The 16,617-nt window shown below is 68.1% G+C and carries 13 protein-coding genes; 7 read left to right on the top strand and 6 right to left on the bottom strand.

Going from position 1 to position 16,617, the window contains the following annotated elements; genetic code table 11:
- Positions 1 to 6: 6 nt before the first annotated feature.
- Together Q664_RS23625 and Q664_RS52540 are read right to left on the bottom strand one after the other, a co-directional pair.
- Complete coding sequence (locus tag Q664_RS23625) at positions 7 to 522, bottom strand: imm11 family protein (protein WP_052518566.1); 516 nt, start codon at positions 520 to 522, stop codon at positions 7 to 9.
- A 65-nt stretch (positions 523 to 587) separates the two neighbouring features.
- Positions 588 to 1,952, bottom strand: a complete 1,365-nt coding sequence (locus Q664_RS52540; RefSeq protein ID WP_075207493.1) for an AHH domain-containing protein — start codon at positions 1,950 to 1,952, stop codon at positions 588 to 590.
- Positions 1,953 to 2,160: 208 nt separating this feature from the next.
- Here Q664_RS52540 and Q664_RS23615 point away from each other — a divergent pair, with 208 nt between their 5' ends.
- From Q664_RS23615 to Q664_RS23595, 5 genes are read left to right on the top strand one after another with little or no spacing between them, the layout of a single operon-like run.
- Positions 2,161 to 4,035, top strand: coding sequence for a type I restriction-modification system subunit M (locus tag Q664_RS23615; protein WP_235216843.1), 1,875 nt, complete (start codon positions 2,161 to 2,163; stop codon positions 4,033 to 4,035).
- Positions 4,022 to 5,263, top strand: coding sequence for a type I restriction enzyme endonuclease domain-containing protein (locus tag Q664_RS23610; protein ID WP_084610293.1), 1,242 nt, complete (start codon positions 4,022 to 4,024; stop codon positions 5,261 to 5,263). The genes Q664_RS23615 and Q664_RS23610 overlap by 14 nt, the downstream gene beginning before the upstream one ends.
- Complete coding sequence (locus Q664_RS23605; protein ID WP_052518562.1) at positions 5,260 to 5,997, top strand: M48 family metallopeptidase; 738 nt, start codon at positions 5,260 to 5,262, stop codon at positions 5,995 to 5,997. Before Q664_RS23610 ends, Q664_RS23605 begins: the two co-directional genes overlap by 4 nt.
- Before the next feature lie 27 nt (positions 5,998 to 6,024).
- A complete protein-coding gene (locus Q664_RS23600; protein ID WP_235216842.1) occupies positions 6,025 to 8,349 on the top strand; it encodes a hypothetical protein in 2,325 nt (774 codons plus the stop codon).
- Positions 8,346 to 9,686, top strand: a complete 1,341-nt coding sequence (locus Q664_RS23595; protein ID WP_043399851.1) for a hypothetical protein — start codon at positions 8,346 to 8,348, stop codon at positions 9,684 to 9,686. Before Q664_RS23600 ends, Q664_RS23595 begins: the two co-directional genes overlap by 4 nt.
- Positions 9,687 to 9,692: 6 nt before the next feature.
- Here Q664_RS23595 and Q664_RS23590 read toward each other — a convergent pair whose 3' ends face one another.
- Entirely contained in the window at positions 9,693 to 10,892 is a 1,200-nt protein-coding gene (locus Q664_RS23590; protein WP_043399897.1) for a lipase family alpha/beta hydrolase, read from the bottom strand.
- A gap of 144 nt (positions 10,893 to 11,036) precedes the next feature.
- Between Q664_RS23590 and Q664_RS23585 the strand changes: the two genes are divergently transcribed.
- Positions 11,037 to 11,330, top strand: coding sequence for a hypothetical protein (locus Q664_RS23585; protein ID WP_043399849.1), 294 nt, complete (start codon positions 11,037 to 11,039; stop codon positions 11,328 to 11,330).
- A 7-nt stretch (positions 11,331 to 11,337) separates the two neighbouring features.
- On the opposite strand, the gene Q664_RS60095 is transcribed toward Q664_RS23585, so the two are convergent.
- Positions 11,338 to 11,598: a DUF1360 domain-containing protein gene (locus tag Q664_RS60095; protein ID WP_043399845.1), complete on the bottom strand. Its 261-nt coding sequence runs from the start codon at positions 11,596 to 11,598 to the stop codon at positions 11,338 to 11,340.
- A gap of 436 nt (positions 11,599 to 12,034) precedes the next feature.
- Here Q664_RS60095 and Q664_RS52535 point away from each other — a divergent pair, with 436 nt between their 5' ends.
- Positions 12,035 to 13,981, top strand: coding sequence for a lamin tail domain-containing protein (locus tag Q664_RS52535; protein WP_052518561.1), 1,947 nt, complete (start codon positions 12,035 to 12,037; stop codon positions 13,979 to 13,981).
- On the opposite strand, the gene Q664_RS23570 is transcribed toward Q664_RS52535, so the two are convergent.
- Together Q664_RS23570 and Q664_RS23565 are read right to left on the bottom strand one after the other, a co-directional pair.
- Entirely contained in the window at positions 13,946 to 14,965 is a 1,020-nt protein-coding gene (locus Q664_RS23570; RefSeq protein ID WP_043399842.1) for a zinc-dependent alcohol dehydrogenase family protein, read from the bottom strand. The two genes, Q664_RS52535 and Q664_RS23570, sit on opposite strands and share 36 nt — an antisense overlap.
- Before the next feature lie 303 nt (positions 14,966 to 15,268).
- Positions 15,269 to 16,459 (bottom strand): hypothetical protein, encoded by a 1,191-nt coding sequence (locus Q664_RS23565; RefSeq protein ID WP_043399839.1) that lies wholly within the window; start codon positions 16,457 to 16,459, stop codon positions 15,269 to 15,271.
- Positions 16,460 to 16,617 lie beyond the last annotated feature (158 nt).

Here is a 16,617-nt window from a genome sequence, read left to right as displayed (position 1 = left end):
GTTCCGTCAGACCTCGATGAACTTGATGCCGGTGATGCCCTCGGCCTCCATGGCCGTCTTGACGTACTCGGAGACGATGAGGACGACCTTCCAGCCCCAGGGACGGAGGATGTGGGCACCTCCTATCTTCTCCGGGTCCACTCTCAGCCCTCGCACGTTCTTGTATCCGCCCAACTTCTCCGGACGGTTGTCCTCCGGCTGCCAATAGAATACCTCCTCGCTCCGGGCATCGTCGATGCATCGGATGACCTGCAGCGCGTTGAGGATGAACCAGGGCTCCGTCTGTCCCTCCACTTGCGCAGGGATGAATTGCACCTCGCGCTGGAGCCCCAGACGCTCGAAGAGCGAGACCACCCGCCGGTGGACAATGGGAATCCCCATCGCATGACTGAAATCGAGCGCGCCCCCCGATGGCTTCACAGACAAGCGGACCGGTCTCTCGATATTCAGGGCCCGCCCTTCCTTGAACTGCCAGACGTCAAAGAAATCGTCCTCACCACCCCCCTCGTCATAAAGAGGCATCCTCAAGTGCCAACGCCCCGGGATGTATTTATTGTCGTATATTTCATAATACTTCATCAGCGCGGTCATGGCTTCCTCGTGACAAGCTTGTTGAGTGGAGAGCCCGGCATGCAGACATCCCGCGCAATCTCGTCAAGCGCGCTGACGAGCTTCGCTCGACAATCGGCCCGGGGCCGGCAATCCAAGAGCGCATCCTCCAGCCGCTTGAAGACTTCGCCATGGTACGCCTCGGGATGGGGCCCCTTGTGGTCTCGCAGGTAGACGATGTTCGCCGGGTCCTCCAGGCTCATCCCGGCCCGTGCGAAGAGTTCCTCGAAATCCGGCGTCCAGGGGCCACCATTGTTCTCCGAGATGTCATTCTTGTTGGTGCACAGGTGGTGGCGGTGGTGCCCGTCCTGCTTGGACTCCGCACACGCCCCCATTGTCCGCACGGTGGACACCGCCGACGCCACCGCGCCGGCCGCCGTGCTCCCCGTCACCCCCATCAACACCACCGTCCCGTTCGCCACATTCACCTGCGCCCTCGTCCCCGCCCCTACCCTCACGCTTCCCCCCGCCCCGCCTCCCGCCATGGCGAAGCGCGGCGGTGACAGACTCGCCCACAGCCCTCCCTTCGGCATCTCCGGCAATCCTCGCGCCAGCTTCGCCCCCGCCACCGTCACCAGCACCCTCAGCCCCACTCCTCCCAGCGCCTTGCCGAACCGCTCGGCCACCGCCTCCAACTCCTCCCTCGTCCTCGCCCCTTCCGCCTCCCGGTACAGCCTCAGGCACGCCTGCCCCACGTTGTAGAGCTCCGCCGCGCTGTACGTCAGCAGCAGTGCCACCGTGACTGCTCCCACCAACGCCTTGCTCAACACTGGCTCCGGTGCAGCCCACGCCAACATGTACAGCACCAGGCTCGTCCCCACCGACAGCACCACCGCCGGCGAGCTGAACAGCTCCAGCGCCGCCTCGCGGACTCCCTCCCCCATGTAGCGCGGCGAGCGCTTCAGCGCCTGGAACCACCTGGCACTCTCCAGCGACCCCGGCAACCCCACCGGGGGCGCGCCCAACAGCGCCTCGTACTCCTCGCGCACTCGCCGCTCCAACGCCGAGGGTTTGGTGTCCGGTGGTGGCACCAGTCCCGCCATCGTCCTCGTGTGCGCCTCCGGCAGCAGCCTCGGCCCGGGCCTCGCCCTCGCCTCCTTGAATTCTCCCTCCAGCGCCTCCACCACCGCCCTCGCCTCTTCCACCTTCCACCGCGCCATCTGCGGGTTGGGCTCCAACCTCTTGAAGGTCAGCCTCAGCCCCTGCCCCTCTTCCCCCTGGTACCCGCTCACTCCCACCGGCTCCAACACCGGCGGCCCCGCCTCGGCTCCCGCCGCTCCCGCCTGGAGCACCAGCGCCACCAGCATCCACACGCAGAAGACGTACGTGACTCTCGGCTTCATGTCCGGCTCCTCCAGCCATTGCACATGGCGGCCAGTGTCCCGCACTTCGAAGACGGGCTGCCAGACCGGCCCGGGCCCGACCCCGGCGTCTCACCACCGCGCCCCCCGGGCTGCACTCACCGTGAAGCTCCGGCTTGGGAGCCTTCTCTCATGCTAGACACCCCAGCACTCCGGTCATTCGTGACCGCACCTGTTGGGGAGGAAGTTCTTGGGCAACACCGGTCTATCTCCAGCGAAGCGCCGTCTGGCCCTCTTGCAGCTCGGGCGGGCCCGCCTCAAAGAGCTCACGCAGCACTACGGCCTCGACGTGGCCGACCGCCGCGTCCCCGAGCACCACGCCGATGCCCTCGTCCGCTCGCGCTCCGTGGACTTCGCCGCGCTGCTCGCCGGCCTCAAGCGCGAGGAGCTCCAGTCCATCTGCGACGCCCTCGAGCTGGACCGCGGCGGGAAAGAGAAGGACGTGCTCGTGCGGCGCATCCTCGGCGCCGGGGACAACGGGGCCTCGCCCGCTCCCGCCGCTCCCAAGCCCGGCCGCAAGCCCGCGGCCCCGGAGCAGACCTCCCTGGAGCTGCCCTCCACCCCGAAGCTCTCCGTGGAGCAGCTCGAGCGCCATCTCTGGAGCGCCGCCGACATCCTCCGGGGCTCCATCGACTCGTCCGATTACAAGAACTACATCTTCGGGATGCTCTTCCTCAAACGCCTGTCGGATGTGTTCGAGGAGGAGGCCGAGAAGCTCCTCGCCCAGGGCGAGCCCGCCGACGTGGCGTGGGAGGACCGAGACTCCCACCGCTTCTTCGTTCCCAAGCGCGCCCGGTGGAGCGAAATCCAGAAGGTCTCCACGAACATCGGCGAGGCGCTCGGCAAGGCGTGCGATGCGTTGGAGAACGAGAACAGCAGCCTGGATGGCATCCTCGCGGGCATCGATTTCAACGACGAGCGCAAGCTGGGGGATGGGAAGAACCGGGACACGGTGCTCTCCAAGCTGGTGCAGCACTTCTCGAAGCTGTCCCTGCGCAATGCGTCGCTGTCCGAGCCCGACATGCTCGGGCGCGCCTACGAGTACCTCATCGAGAAGTTCGCGGACGATGCCGGCAAGAAGGGCGGCGAGTTCTACACGCCCCGGAAGGTCGTCCAGCTCATCGTGGAGCTGCTCCAGCCCCGCGAGGGGATGCGCATCTCGGACCCGACGTGCGGCTCGGGCGGCATGTTGATCGAGTGCGCCAAATACGTGGAGCGCCACGACGGCGATCCGCGGAACCTGACACTGCACGGACAGGAGAAGAACCTCGGGACGTGGGCCATCTGCAAAATGAACCTGCTGCTCCATGGCCTGCCCGACCCTCGCATCGAGAAGGGCGACACCATCCGCGACCCGAAACTCCTGCAGGACGGCGGCCTCATCCTCTACGACCGCGTGATTGCCAATCCGCCCTTCTCACTGGACGAGTGGGGTTACGAGGTGGCCGAGGCCGACGCGCACGGACGGTTCCGCTTCGGCATCCCGCCCAAGACCAAGGGTGACCTCGCCTTCCTTCAGCACATGGTCGCCACCCTCAATAACCAGGGGCAGCTTGGAGTTGTCATGCCGCACGGTGTGCTCTTCCGGGGCGGCAGCGAGGCCGAGATTCGGAAGGGCTTCCTCAAGGATGATCTCATCGAGGCGGTCATTGGGTTGGCCCCCAACTTGTTCTATGGCACGGGCATCCCGGCAGCGGTTCTCGTGCTCAATCGGCAGAAAGCACCTGAACGCAAGCGGAAGGTCCTGTTCGTTCATGGTGCAGACCAGATGATTCCGGGCACCACCCAGCAGAACACCATGTCCGACGAGAACATAGCCACACTCGTTCGGTGCGTCAGGGAGTTCAAGGACCAATCTCGTCTTTCCCGAGCAGTGACTCTCGAAGAGATCGAGGCCAACGACTGGAACCTGAATATCTCGCGGTATGTGGACCTTGGAACAGAGAGGCAGCAAGAGGACGTCGGGGCCGCGATTCGGAAGCTCGCCGAAATCCAGCGCGCTCGAAACGACGCCGAAGCGCGCCTCACTTCGACGCTGAAGGAACTCGGTTATGGCCCGTTCTAATCAGTATCCACCGAGCGTAGATCCGGGCGCACCGGTTGAACCGCCCGCCCCCGAAGGCTGGCAACGATTCGCCTTTGGTGAACTCCTGGACGTAGTGGAACGCCCCGTTGTCCTCGATGACGACAAAGAATATCAGTTGGTCAATGCGAAGCGCAGCCGGGGTGGTATCGCCCCCAGAGAGAGGCTGCGTGGCCGTGACATCAGGGTAAAGAGCCAATTCCGAATCGAGACGGATGATTTCCTCATTTCCAAACGACAAATCATCCACGGAGCCTGCGGTGTCGTCCCAAAGGAGCTCTCCGGTTCCATCGTCTCAAACGAGTACGTCAGCCTTCGTCCCAAGTCATCACTGAACATCGATTACCTCCGGCATCTCTCATTCACATCGTACTTCCAAGCGTGCGTCTCCCTCCTGGAGCCCGAGGACGTCCGCGCCACGTTCGACCAGGCCTTCCGGGCGTTCTCCGAGTCGCTCGACATGCTCCTGCCCGACCCGCGGGCGCTGCCCTACGTGGATGACCTGCGCTGGCTCGGGAAGATTCGCGCCGCCGCCAGGGCCCGCTTCCGCGACAGGAGCCTGGACCTGGGTGACTGCGGCGCGAAGGTGCGCCAGCTCATCGAGGAGTCCGTCACCGCCGAGGGCATTCAAATCCTCGTGAAGGAAGTCTCCCTCTTCGGCAGGGAGTTCGAGGAGAAGCTCGAGGCGCTGAAGACGCCCGAGGCGAGGGCCAGCGAGATGGAGCACGCCCTCCGGCATGAAATCCACGTCAGGCTGGAGGAGACCCCGGCCTTCTACACGTCCCTGCGCGAGCGGCTGGAGCAGATCATCGCGGACCGGAAGCTCCAGCGCATCGACGATGCACGGCAGCTGGAGCTCCTCCAGGGCTTGCGCGCCGAGGCGCGCGACGAGCAAGGTGCCGCCCAGAAGATCGGCCTGAGCGAGTTCGCGTTCGCCATCTATGGCGTGTTGGAGGAAGGCCCTCTTCCCCAGGCCGGGGAGCCGGACATCGTCTACGACGAGTCCCGGAAGGAGCTGGCGTCCATCATCCAGGAGGCCATCGACCCGAGCACCGACATCATCGACTGGGCCACCAAGGAGGACGTGCAGCGGGAGATGCGCCAGAGCATCAAGAAGCGGCTCCGGGCCGCCCGGTTCGGAGATCCCGCCAAGGTGGAGGCGGCGACGGCGAGAATCATGGACCTCGCACGGGCCAGGAGGAAACGGTGAGCGGAGTGGAGGAGCGCTCGGAGGTGCAGTGGGGGACCACACGGATTCCCTATGGCATCCGCAGGAGCACCCGGCGCCGGACCGTGGCACTGAGCGTCGCACCGCCGGGGCGGATCATCCTCACCGCTCCTCGGGACACCCCGGTCGAGCGGCTCGATGCGGTGGTCCAGGCCAAGGCGAAGTGGATCACCTCACGCCTGCGCCTCGTGCGACCCGCCGAGCCAAGACCGAGCCCCCGAGAGTTCGTCGGGGGAGAGACCTTCCTCTACCTGGGGAGGCAATACCGGCTGGAGGTCCGCCGTGGCGGTGCGGCCCCGGAGGTCCGGCTCGAGCGTGGCCGGCTGCGAGTGGGAGTCCCCGGAGCCCTCACCGGGGAGGCGCGGACGGGAGCAGTCCGGGAAGCCCTCTCCGAGTGGTACCGGGCACACGCCCGGGAACGGCTGACCGAGCGGGTGATGTGGTGGGCACGGAGGGCCGGTGTCCCCGAGCCCCGGGTGCTCGTCCGCGAGCAGGAGAAGCGCTGGGGGAGCTGCGGTGCCGGAGTAGTGCGCTTCAACTGGCGCATCATCCAGGCGCCGATGCGGTTGGTGGATTACGTCGTGGCCCACGAAATCGTCCATCTCACCCATGATGATCATGGGAGGGAGTTCTGGGCGGCGCTGGGGCGGTTGCTTCCGGATTACGAAGCGAGACGGGAGCGGCTCCGCACGGAGGGGCCGCGGCTCGTCTGGTAGCCCCATGACGGGGCGGTGAGGAGCGGCATGTCCACTCATCGTGTTGACCCATACCCGACGGGCACACGGTCGAGCCCCAACGTGAGCGTGGGAGTGCCGTGGATGTTCCCCGCGCGGCCCGTGGGCCCGGTTGTCCTGGCGCTGGCCATGTTGGTGCTGCTCGCTGGCTGCGGCACGGGCCACCCGCGAGGGAGTCTGACGAGCGGCTTCGGCCTCCACTCACGCTCCGCTTCCCGGCGGCCAGCCACCACTCCGGTACTGGCCGAAACCGAGGGAAGCGCGGGTGGCTTCCCCGGAGAGTCCGCGAACGCGCCTTGGGAGGAGCATCTCTGGGAAGGCGTGGCACAGGCTTTCGCGCCGGCCCCGCTCTCTTGCGCGGGCATGGCCCTGCCACCGGGCTGGCCCGACCTGGCCTCTAGCGACGAGGAGTTGCTGGCGCCCTTGTGGGGGTGCTCCCCCGCGGAATTCCTCCAGGTACAGCAACGGGTGGACATGCCCCGACTGCTGGAGGCGTTGGAGGATTGGGGCGCTGTAAGGCTCGGCGCCCTGGGGCCCGTGCGAGAGGATGCCGTGCCCCTCCTGCAGCGCAAACGCGTCGCCTTCCTCCTCACCACCACCGAGTTGTACGGCCTCGCGTACGCCGAGGTGTTCGCCCTCTTCGTCCTGCATTCGGCCCACGACGACGAGGTGCGGGAGATGCTGCGGCTGCTGGCCGGGGACAAGCAGTTGGGACAGACGCTGGGCCTCATGCCAGCGGTGCGCGAGGAGTTGGAGGCCCGGGGCCTGCCGCTCCCCCACTTCCCTGACCGGGCCGAGCAGGCCAGCGACATCCTTCGGGGCCTCGGCCGCGCTGCCCGGGACGCCCTCTCCAGCAGCGAGACGAGCGGGAACGCCCGGTACACGCGGCTGCACATGATGAGGGGGCAGCTTCCTCCGCCCTACCAGCGGGCCTTCGACGAAGTAAACCAGGCCCTGCGGCAGCGACACTTCGCCCCGGGCCACGTGGTGGTGGGCACCTTCGACTCGCTGACCTTTGGCGTGCCTCTGGGCTTCTTCCACCTGGTGGCCGGCACGGGCCACGGCGCCTACACACTCTCCCAGGGCCAGTACGAGCAGGCCTCACGGGAGCTGGCACCCGCGACGCTGCTGGTGGCCCTGTACGCGGGAGGCAAGGGCCTGCGTGCCCTGTCCCAGGCTCGCGGTGGAACGGGACTCCCGCGAGGACTCCCGCCGCCCGAGCAGCGCATGCGCGCTCTCCAGGAGATGGCACGGCAGTTGGAAGAGACACTGGGCGTGGACGGCCTGCGGGAACTGGCCAGGGACATCCGCTCCAGCCGCGAGGCGGGTCAACTCGTGGCAGTGGGAGGCGTGGACGCCGCCCTGGCCCTGCGCGAGGCGCGGGGGAATGTCGCCAGGGCACAAGCCTGGTTGTCCCAACGCAGACCCGAGCGCGCGAGTCCCACTGAGGCGAGGGGTGGTGCGGGCAAGGGTCCCGGCGAAGTGACTTCCCTGGCGGACGACACAGCACGTTCCACCCCGAAGACAACCCCTGCCGCCAGGCACCAGACCAGCCTGTCCTCGCTGGTGGACGAGCAGGCGGGCCTCACCCCGGAAGTGGTGGAAGCCAAATGGCTGCGGGTGGAGCTCGAGTCATCGAGCCCACGCCTCCCCGGAAACGTCGAGTTGCTGGAGAAGCAGCGCCCTGTCCTCGAGGCCCCGCCGCCCGGCGCACAGAGCAACCCGCGCTGGAGTGAGTACGTCACCTACTACGAGAAGCGCCTCGGGGAGATGAGACAAGGGACGGCGGTGAAACCGCCCCTGGCCTGGGCCGGCTATGAGCGGATGCGGGGATGGTTCGCCCGGGGGCTGGCTTTCGAGCGCATCATGGTGGAAATGCTGCGCATCGACGCGCAGCGGCCCCGGGCGGAGCGCCGCTTCCTGGGGGACTTCCTCCAGCCCCGCATCGAGACCTATGTGGGCGTGAGGACACTGGAGAGCGGCCTGCGCTTCGCCGATGTGCTCGTCATCGAAGAAAGCGCGCTCGCTGGCACACCGCCGCGCGTGGAAACGTTCAGCTTCAAGAGCCGGGACTTCAGCCTGTTGGATGAAAAGGCTTTTACGGCGCAGATGATTGCGGACGCCAGAGAAGCCCTGCGGTACTACGGCGGGACGCTGGACATCCGCCGGCCCTCCCTCCAACTCCATCTCCGCGAAGGCAGCAAGGTACCAGTTCCAAGGCTTCGCCTCATCTACGAGGGCGGCTCCCTCAAACCCAAGAATGCAGCCGAATCGAAAAGAGCCGTGAACAAAACCGAAAACGCGGTTCCGGGAGTGGAGGTGTCGTTCCAATGAAGCGGCTGAAGTTACGGGACTTGAAGGAGGAGGACAGCCTCCAGCTCGACTTCAATGGTGCTTTTGACCCACGGGCAGCGCTGGAAGATGAGTTGGAGCCCTTTCTCCAAGCGCTCGAGATGCACGCGGGCGAGTGGATGCCGGACGTTGTCGAAGGCAAGCGACAACGCAAATACGCCCGCGCTGCCATCTGGAAGGCCCTGGAAGAGGAGCGCCAGGAAAGGTACACCCACATCGGGCTCTACCGGACGAAGTGGCCCGCGTTGGACATGACGCTGCGGCTCTGGTTCCCGCCGCTTTCTCCCCAATTGGACATCCCCATTCAGGTGAGGCCGCTCTCTTTTTTCGCGGAGGCGGAGCGCTGCCGCCAATTCGTGGAGATGGTGCGCGCCTGGGCCTCCCGCTACCCGGTCTCCCATGCCTCGGCCCATAGCATTGCGGATGAGGAACTGGCGGGCGCTCCAGACTTCGGCCGCGATGAGAAGACTTCGCGAAGGGACGGCTTCGACAAAATCTACGAGGTGTTCTGGCTCAACGTCTTCGGCACCAGGCTGGTGGAGACGGTCGGCCGCGAGCGCATGCTCTCCACTCCGGCTCACCGGGTGGAGGAGTTGCCCAACGGCTCCGTCCTCCTCGTCACCTGGCCCACCGCCGCCGACTTCGCCAGCGACGCGGCCCGCCTCGCCCAGGCCCGCGCCCACGCCCACCTCCGGCCAGACCTCGACTTCTCCACCCTCCTGCGCACCCTGCGCGAGCGCAGCGCCACGCTCGCTCCCGTCGAGCCCCGCTTCCACCCCGACGTCGCCCCGCTCCTCTCTCGCGTGGTGGATGACCGCGCCCTCCACGAGCGCCAGCGCCTCATCTCCGAGTTCAACCACTACCAGCCCCCCGAGCCCGATGAGTGGCTCCCCTCCTCCGCCGCCCTCCCCTCCGACGTGGCGGACCCCCAGCGGGCCCTCGGGCATTACGGCGACCTCGCCGAGCACCTCGTCGCGCTACTGCACACCCAGGTGCCCTCCGTCTTCGATGAGACTCCCCTGTCCCTCACCGAGGTCGACTACCAGTTCTGGCACCAGGACTTCCCCACCGTCTTCGAGCGCCACCACATCGACGAGCACGCGGTGCCCGCCATCGGCGCCTACCTGGGCCAGGTGCTCGTGCGCCACCTGGGCGGCCAGTGGATTCCTCGCCAGAAGCTCGAGGAGTCCCAGGTCCGCGTGGGCCACCGCGTCTGGCTCCCCTTCGTCCGCGCCTGGCGCTACATGCGCTCGCGTCAGTCCCTCCTCGACTCCTCCCTCACCCAGCTCTACCGCGTCGCCGAGCGCCACCGCTCCTGACCTCCACTACGGCTGGTGGACCGGTCCCACCGTCTCTCCGCGCAGGAAGCGCTCCACCGCGTGGAGCACCTCTCGGTCGGACATGAGCGCCACGTGCTCCGCCGGGCTGTCCACTCGCTGGTACACCAGCGGCAACACCGGCACCGCCCGCGCCGACAACACCGAGCCATCTCCATCCGCTCGCGGTGGGTTCTTCACGTCCAGCTTCCCGTCCACCAGCCGCATCCCGCTCACCGTCGGCCTCCCCGTCCCCACCACCACCAGCGTCTCGAATGGAGCCGCCGGCAGCCCCGGCCTCGGCCCGAGTGCCTCGTGCAACTCCCGGTGCGCCTCCAACATCCGCACCAACTGCGCACGGTACGCCTCGTCCTCCCGCAGCGTCGCGTCCGCGAACGGCCCCCAACCCTCCCTCAACCAGACGGCCGCATCAAAGGCATCCAGCTCGATGGGTTTCCCCCCCGCATCCACGAAGAAGTCGCTGCGCGTGGACAGCAATTGGAAGGCGGACGCGAAGGTGAACAGCGCCTCGCGCGCCAGCAGGGCCCGGTTGCGCAACGTCTCCGTGCCCACCTGCAAGTCATCGAAAAGCCCCGGTCCTCCCGTGAACGGCGTGCCGATGATGACCACCCGCTTCACGTGCCCGGCCCCGGACCAAGCGCCCCCACCCGCTCGCGCGCCACCGTGCAGCAGGCAGTGCATCGTCACCAGCCCCCCCATGCTGTGCGCCACGATGTTCACCTTCCGCTTCCCTCCCCCTTCCTCCACCAGTTGCTCGATGCGCTCGCACAGCGCCCCCGCGCTCTCCCGGATGTCCTTCCTCCAGTCATACGAGAACGGCACGAAGCCCGGCAGGTGCTCCTTCCCGAACTCCATGAACGAGCCATACGCATCCACCGACACGAAGAACGCCGAGAGCCGCGTCATCGGACCGTCCGGCCGCAGCGGCCCATAGCCCGGCACCGGCCGCTGGCCGGGAAACGGCAGCGCGAGCGTGCGCTCTCCCCTCGAGAGCGCCTGCCCCACCGTGAGCCACGCCCGCTCGGGCTCGGGGCCCTCCGTGACGAGGAAGCTGCCCCGGTAGCCGGGGACCAGGATCGTCACCTCGTCCCCGGTGGGCGGAGGCACGTTGACCCGGGCGGCACCGCATCCCGCGAGGACCGCTCCCCACAGCAACAACACGACACACGCGCAGTGGACCGTCTTCATGGCGCGCAGCTTCCGGGGGAAGCCCCACCCTCGCAAGGCTCCTGTCTCCCCACCCGGCGGCCGGACACACGAGGCACATGCCTCCCGCCCTGGCCCGCTGAAACCGGCGGGCACCGTTCGCACCTTCGGACAAAGGAGATTCCAATGGCGAACGATCCCTTGGACAAGCTGCACCAGCGCGAGCGCGAGCTGGAGCGGATGCGGTTGCGCGAGCTGGAGGCGAAGGACCTGGAGGTGGAGTCGAACCGCGGCCCGCGTCCGCTCGAGGGCTATGCCGGTGGCCACACCACCTGGGCAAGCAAGCAGGACGATGAAGCCGCCGCCGAGGTGCATGCCCACGACGCGGAGGACTCCTGGTCCGAGAGCCAGCAGCAGGTGGCGCGGCTCTCTCCCAATGACGAGGCTCCCGCGCGCAAGGACGAAGAGCCCCGGGAATGAATCCGCCTCAAGGCATCGTCACCCAGGACTCGCGGGAGTCCTGGGACGGACCCGGCGCCATGGGCCCCTCGGACACCTCCATCGCCCGGGCGCTCCGGCGGGTGCGCTTCAGCCCCTCACCCACCCACTCGTAGGCCCGGTGGAGGAAGTCGGAAACAGCCGTGAGGGCGAAGATGGACGCGACGAGCCGCGTCTCGCGCGGGCGCACCGCGTGCGCGCAGACGAGTGCCCCCGCCACCCACGGCCCCAGGCAGAAGGTGCAGGACACCGTGAGAGCTTGTGGGTGGCCACGCCCAGCAGCAACGCATCGCGCAACGTCAGCCGCACCGGCAACGCCCGCCCATGGCGCCAGCCGAGAAATCCCCCCAGCACGGTGCCATACGTCCCCATCAGGAGCGCATAGGAGCCAAGCGGCGTCTCCTCGTCCCGGTAGCCGGCGAAGAAGCGTCTGTCCTGCAAGGGCGTGAGCATGAAGTCTCCCGGGGCGCTCGGCCTGGCAACGTCCCCGGGGACAAGGCTGCGCCTCCCACCCCTACGTCCCAAGCGAGGAACGGCCTTCCAGACAACGCGCCGCTCCCCCGCCCGGTGCGCCTCGGGACGCACCCCGCGAGGAATTCTGGAGATATCGAAACCTACCGCCTTGCTGAATTCTCGGGGAATGAGATAGCCACGAGGGCAAGCCCTTCACGCCTGGAGGCGAGCCCATGCTCACCCGTCCGTGGTCCCTGCTGCGTCCCCTCTTGCTGCTCACCCTGCTGCCCACGCTCGCCTGGTCGCAGGGCCTGCGCTTCACCACACTGGATATCGGCCAGGGTGACGCGGCGGTGCTCATCGCGCCCGGCGGGTGCGTGGCGCTGTTCGACGGAGGCCCCACCGGCTCGGGCACCACCATCAAGGCCTACCTCAAGTCGCTGGGGGTGACGAACATCGACATGGCCTTCGTCTCGCACATGCACGCGGACCACATGGGCGGCATCGACGAGGTGGACGTGGGCACGAACGCCGTCTCCATCGACGCGGTGTACGACCACGGCGGCACGTACAACTCGAGCGCCTATGACGAATACGTCAGCCACTTCAGCGGCCGGCGCAACACCGTGTACCGCGGGCAGAGCTTCTCGCTGTGCGGCCAGGTGACGCTCACCGTGGTCGCCGCCAATGGCAACGGCGTCTCCAGCACGGACGAGAACACCAAATCCGTGACGGTGAAGATCTCCTACGGCGCGTTCGATGCGCTCGTGGGCGGAGACCTCACCAGCAGCCCGGACGTCGAGTCCACCATCGTCGCCAGCGTGGGCGAGCTCGAGCTGTACAAGGTGCACCACCACGGCTCGCGCAACTCGTCCGGCAACCCGCTCCTGGACGCGACGAACCCCACCGTGTCCTTCATCTCCGTGGGCCGCGACAACACCTATGGCCACCCCACGCCCGAGTGTCTGGAGCGGCTGACGGCGCACGGCTCGGACATCTGGCAGACGGAGGACCCCGCCACCCACAAGCTGCTGGGCCACATCCAGCTGAGCTCCTCCTCGGGTGACACCTTCGTGGTGACGCAGGGCACGCGCAGCGTCTCGTATGTCTCCAAGGGCACCGGTCCGGACACCCAGGCGCCCTCCGTGCCGGGCGCGCTGGTGGCCAGCGCCCTCTCGTCCACGGAGCTCTCCCTGTCGTGGAATGCCTCCACCGACAACAGGGGCGTGACGGGCTACCGGGTGTACCGGAGCATCAACGGTGGCGCCTACTCGCTGGCGGGCACGTCCTCCACCACCGGCTTCGTGGACCTGGGCCTGACGGCCGGCGTCACCTACGGCTACCAGGTGACGGCCGTGGACGCCGCGGGCAACGAGTCCTCGCCGGCCAGCGTCTCCAAGCGCACGCCCGCGCCGGCCATCACCGTCACCAGCCCCAACGGCGGCGAGAGCCAGCCCGGCGGCGGCGCCATGGCCATCACCTGGACGTCCCAGGACATCTCCAACGTGAAGCTCGAGTACACGCTCAACAACGGCGGCACGTGGCAGGTCATCGCCAGCAGCGTGGCCGCGTCCACTGGCGGCTACACGTGGGTGGTGCCCAACTCGGCCAGCACGGCGGCGCGGGTGCGGGCCACGGATGCCTTCGGCTCCACCTCGGACATGAGCAATGGCACCTTCACCATCACCGCCTCCGCCACGCCGGCCAGGGTCATCCTCAACGAGATGCTCGCCAACGAACCCGGCAGCGACACCGACGGTGAGTTCGTGGAGCTGGTGAACGTGGGCGGCGCGGCCATCGACATCAGCGGATGGACGCTCTCGGATGCCACCTCGGTGCGGCACACCTTCGCCACGGGGACGGTGCTCGCCGCGGGCCAGGCCATCGTGGTGTTCGGCGGGGCCACCGGAATTCCCTCGGGGACGCCCAACGCGGTGGTGGCCTCCACCAGCACGCTCAGCCTCAACAACAGCAGCGACACGGTGCGGGTGAAGACGTCCACCGCCCAGGGCGCGGCCACCATCGACTCGTTCAGCTACACGAGCAGCCTGGCCAGCCAGGATGGCGTGTCCATGAACCGCAGCCCCGATGCGAGCGCCACCGGCGGCTTCGTGCTCCACACGAGCCTCTCGAGCCGGAGCGCCTCACCGGGCCTGCGGGTGAACGGCACCGCCTTCTGACCCCATCTCCAGCACCGCCGCGCCTCGCACACGTCCTTCCCGGAGCGCCGCCAGCGCCTCGTTGGCGGCCTCCAGTGGGAACGGCTGCACCTCCGTGTGCACCGGCACCCTCGGGGCCAGCGCGAGGAAGTCCAACCCGTCCTGCCTCGTGAGGTTCGCCACCGAGCGCACGATGCGCTCGCCCCACAGCAGTGCGTACGGGAACGCGGGGATGTCACTCATGTGGATGCCCCCGCACACCACCGTGCCGCCCTTCACCACGGCGGCCAGCGCCGCGGGCACCAGGCGCCCCACCGGCGCGAAGAGGATGGCCGCGTCCAGTGACTCGGGAGGCAGCACGTCCGAGTCCCCCGCCCACTCGGCCCCCAGTCGCAGCGCGAAGTCCTGAGCGGCCACGTCTCCCGGCCTCGTGAAGCCGAACACCCTCCGCCCCTGGTACCTCGCCACCTGGATGAGCACGTGCGCCGCCGCGCCAAAGCCATACAGCCCCAGCCGCTCGGCGTCCCCCGCCATGCGCAGGCAGCGGTAGCCGATGAGCCCCGCGCACAACAGCGGCGCCGCCTGCAACGGTGGGTAACCCGATGGAATGGGGAAACAGAAGCGGTGATCCGCCACGGTGTAGTCCGCGTAACCGCCGTCGAGCTGATAGCCGGTGAAGCGCGCGTTGTCGCAGAGGTTCTCCCGGCCCGTGAGGCAGTAGCGGCACGTGCCGTCACTCCACCCCAGCCACGGCACCCCCACCCGCGTCCCCGGCGAGATGATGTCCGCCCGCTCGCCCGCCTTCACCACCGTGCCGATGATTTCGTGCCCCAACACCAGCGGCAGCTTCGGCCTCGTCAGCTCCCCGTCCGTCACGTGCAGATCCGTGCGGCATACCGCGCACGCGTGCACCTTCAACAGCAGTTGCTCGGGACCCGGCTCCGGGATGGGCCGCTCCTCCAGCCGCAACGGCTCACCCGGCGCATGCAGCACCATGGCTCGCATGGAACCTTCTCACCCTGGGCTCTTGGCCTGGCTCTCGAAGAGGAGCGCGTCCGGCACGGGTTCGCCTGCCCCACACCCACCATCCGGTACCCACCCCGTCCCGCACCGGACACCAACTGATCGTCCCGTGCCGGGCACGCACCTGGAACCTGGGGACGGTTCTCCCCGTGGGAACCCCCCTCCTCGAGAGCACGGTCCTGGAGCGGCGGTCCAACCCGGGGCTCGCTTCCTTCCTCACGGTGGGGAGCACCGGGACAGGCACCCTCACCCCGTCCCTCTCCCGGGGGGCGAGGGGATATTGGCTCAGATCTGGATGCCCGCGATGAGACCCGGCCACGTCCGCACCCGCACCCGCTCCGAATCGTAGACCGCGCCCAGCCCGAAGCGGTCCACGCCCTGCAACTCCTCGTCCACGAAGGACACGAGCGTGTTCGCCGTCAGGCCTCCGAAGAGGGCGAAGTGACGGTACGGCTGCCAGCCCGCCACCAGCCGCAGCTGCGCCAACAGGTGCCCGGTGGGCTCGACGAAACCGCCCGTGTGCAGCGAGTGGGCCAGTGCGTCCACGTCCACGAAGAAGGGACCCACCGGAATGTGGCCTCCCAGCCCCAGGCCCGCCGACCACAGGCGGTGCCGGCCCTCGCGCTCCGGCCGCAGGCCCACCGTGAACAGCGTGTGCATGTGCCGCCCCCCCAGCTTCAACGCCACGTTCGTCATGGCCATCTCGCTGCCCCACGCCTGCACGTGCTGCTGGCCATTGCCCACGAAGCTCAGCAGGCCAATCGAGCTGTCCGCCTCGCCCGCCACGTTGATGAGGCCCAGTTGCAGGCCCTTCACCTTCTGGCCCACGTTGACGAGTCCCACCTGCGCGCCACTCACCTCACCACCCACGTTCAACAGCGAGAACTGGGCACCCCGCAGGTTGCTCGCGATGTTGAGCCCCGAGGAGAACTGCACGCCCCGCAGCTCCTCGGCGAGGTTGAGCCCCGTGGCCGCCTGCATGCCCCAGGACGTCCCCGCCGCCACGTTCACCCCCACGGCGAACTGCGCCCCCACCAGCTCCCCCGCCGCCACGTTCACCCCCACCGCCGTCTGCCAGCCCTTCAGCGAGCCCCCCGCCACGTTCACGCCCAGCGCCATCTGCGTGCCCTGCACCTGCCCGGCGTAGTTGGCCCCCATCGCCCACTGCACCCCGCGCAGCTCCCGGTCCACCCAGTTGCCCACCATCGCCATGGCGATGCCGTCCACCCGCCCCGCATGCGTCGCCAGCACCCCCACCGAGAGGTTGTTCACCACCCGGCCACTCTCGAAACCGTTGGTGCTGATGCCCGGCAGCAGCGAGATGCTGAACGGAATGTGCACGTCCCGCGCGGACACCGGCTGGGAGACCTCCACCACCGGGGCCCGTGCCACCTCGGCCGCCGGCTGCTCGGCCCCCACCGGGAACGACATCGCCGCCGCCATGACGCCCGCGCACACCGAGACCTGGAGCTTCATCGCCTGACCTCTTCTGGAAGATGCAGCCATCGGCGACTGGAACACCGGCCCCCCGCACAACTGTCACCTGCTACCTTTCCCCCATGCTGACGCGCACCCTTCCGGCCCGCCACCAGCAACCCCCGCCACCTCGAGGACAACCTGCGCGCGGGCTCCGG

Origin of the sequence: Archangium violaceum Cb vi76 (assembly GCF_000733295.1) — a bacterium.
GTDB lineage: Bacteria > Myxococcota > Myxococcia > Myxococcales > Myxococcaceae > Archangium > Archangium violaceum.
The sequence above is the reverse complement of the archived record's forward strand: the minus strand, read 5'-3'. Positions and strand labels throughout refer to the sequence as shown.